The following is a 1,020-nucleotide window of genomic DNA, read 5'->3' as shown; positions in this document are numbered from 1 at the left end:
GCGCTTGCAAGCGCAGCCGGGGTCGCGCTCACGCGCCCTGCCCGTTCCAGCGCTTCGCCGCAATCGCGACGCGCTCGCCCAGCACTTCAGCCGTTTTCCGGTCGCTCTCGATGATCGCGTCGCCGCCCTGATCGGCATTCGCCTGCGCCATCGCGCCGAGGAACGAACCAAGCCGATTCAGATCGTTGACCGATCCCTGGCTGTTGTTGTTGCCGGGCATCAGGCCGAGACTCACCCACAGCATCTGGTGCTGGGCCGCGAAGATGGCGAGCTGCTGCAGCGTCGCCAGCTTGTCGCCGCTTTGCGAAGCGGAGACCGTGAAGCCGGCCGCGAGCTTGTCGCGCCACTTGCCCCAGTACTTCGACGACGCGTCCATGAATCCCTTGAACTGCGCGGACGCGCTGCCCATGTAGGTCGGCGAACCGAAGATGATCGCGTTCGCATCGTGTTCCAGATACGCCCAGTGATCGTCGATCGCCTCGACGGGGATCAGCTTCACCGACGCGCCGTCGACCTTCTCGACACCACGCGCGACGGCTTCCGCAATGACGGCCGCATGACCGTAGCCACTATGAAACACCACGGCAATTTCCGACATGAATGACTCCTTGTTCAAATTCAAAGGGAACGAGCGATGAAATGTTACCAGCTAAGTAACACATTTGCTCGCAAACGAATCGAGTCGCCGAACCCGGCCCGCGTCGCACGTCGTTGCGTCGATGATGAACGCGTACACCGCGTCGACCGTATCGGCGGAGCTCGGCACGTGTCCGCAATGACGAGTGCCGTGTCGAAACGATAGTGCGCGGGCAAACGCGCATAAATACGCATCGGGAAAATTCACCCGTTCGCGGTATGCGGCAATCGCTGCACGCCGCACGAGCGCAGCAACGAGGCCTGCTCGGCGGCGCGTGTTTTTCGATCGATCCGCAAAAAGCTGTTGACAGTCCTCGAGGACACGCTACAATAGCGGTCTTTCGCATCGCAGCAAGCGAAACGTGCCCAGGTGGCGGAATTGGT

At 61.6% G+C, this 1,020-nt stretch carries 2 protein-coding genes; both read right to left on the bottom strand.

Annotated elements, in window-relative coordinates; all coding sequences use genetic code 11:
* Nucleotides 1-28: 28 nt before the first annotated feature.
* Nucleotides 29-598, bottom strand: coding sequence for a flavodoxin family protein (locus tag HMPREF3115_RS20705; protein ID WP_053297301.1), 570 nt, complete (start codon nt 596-598; stop codon nt 29-31).
* Nucleotides 599-840: 242 nt separating this feature from the next.
* A partial coding sequence (locus HMPREF3115_RS32000; RefSeq protein WP_141751710.1) for a hypothetical protein occupies nt 841-1,020 on the bottom strand: 180 nt, incomplete at its 5' end.

Origin of the sequence: Burkholderia sp. HMSC10F09 (assembly GCF_001806955.1) — a bacterium.
Taxonomy (GTDB): domain Bacteria; phylum Pseudomonadota; class Gammaproteobacteria; order Burkholderiales; family Burkholderiaceae; genus Burkholderia; species Burkholderia multivorans.
This window is presented reverse-complemented; position numbering and strand designations above follow the sequence as displayed.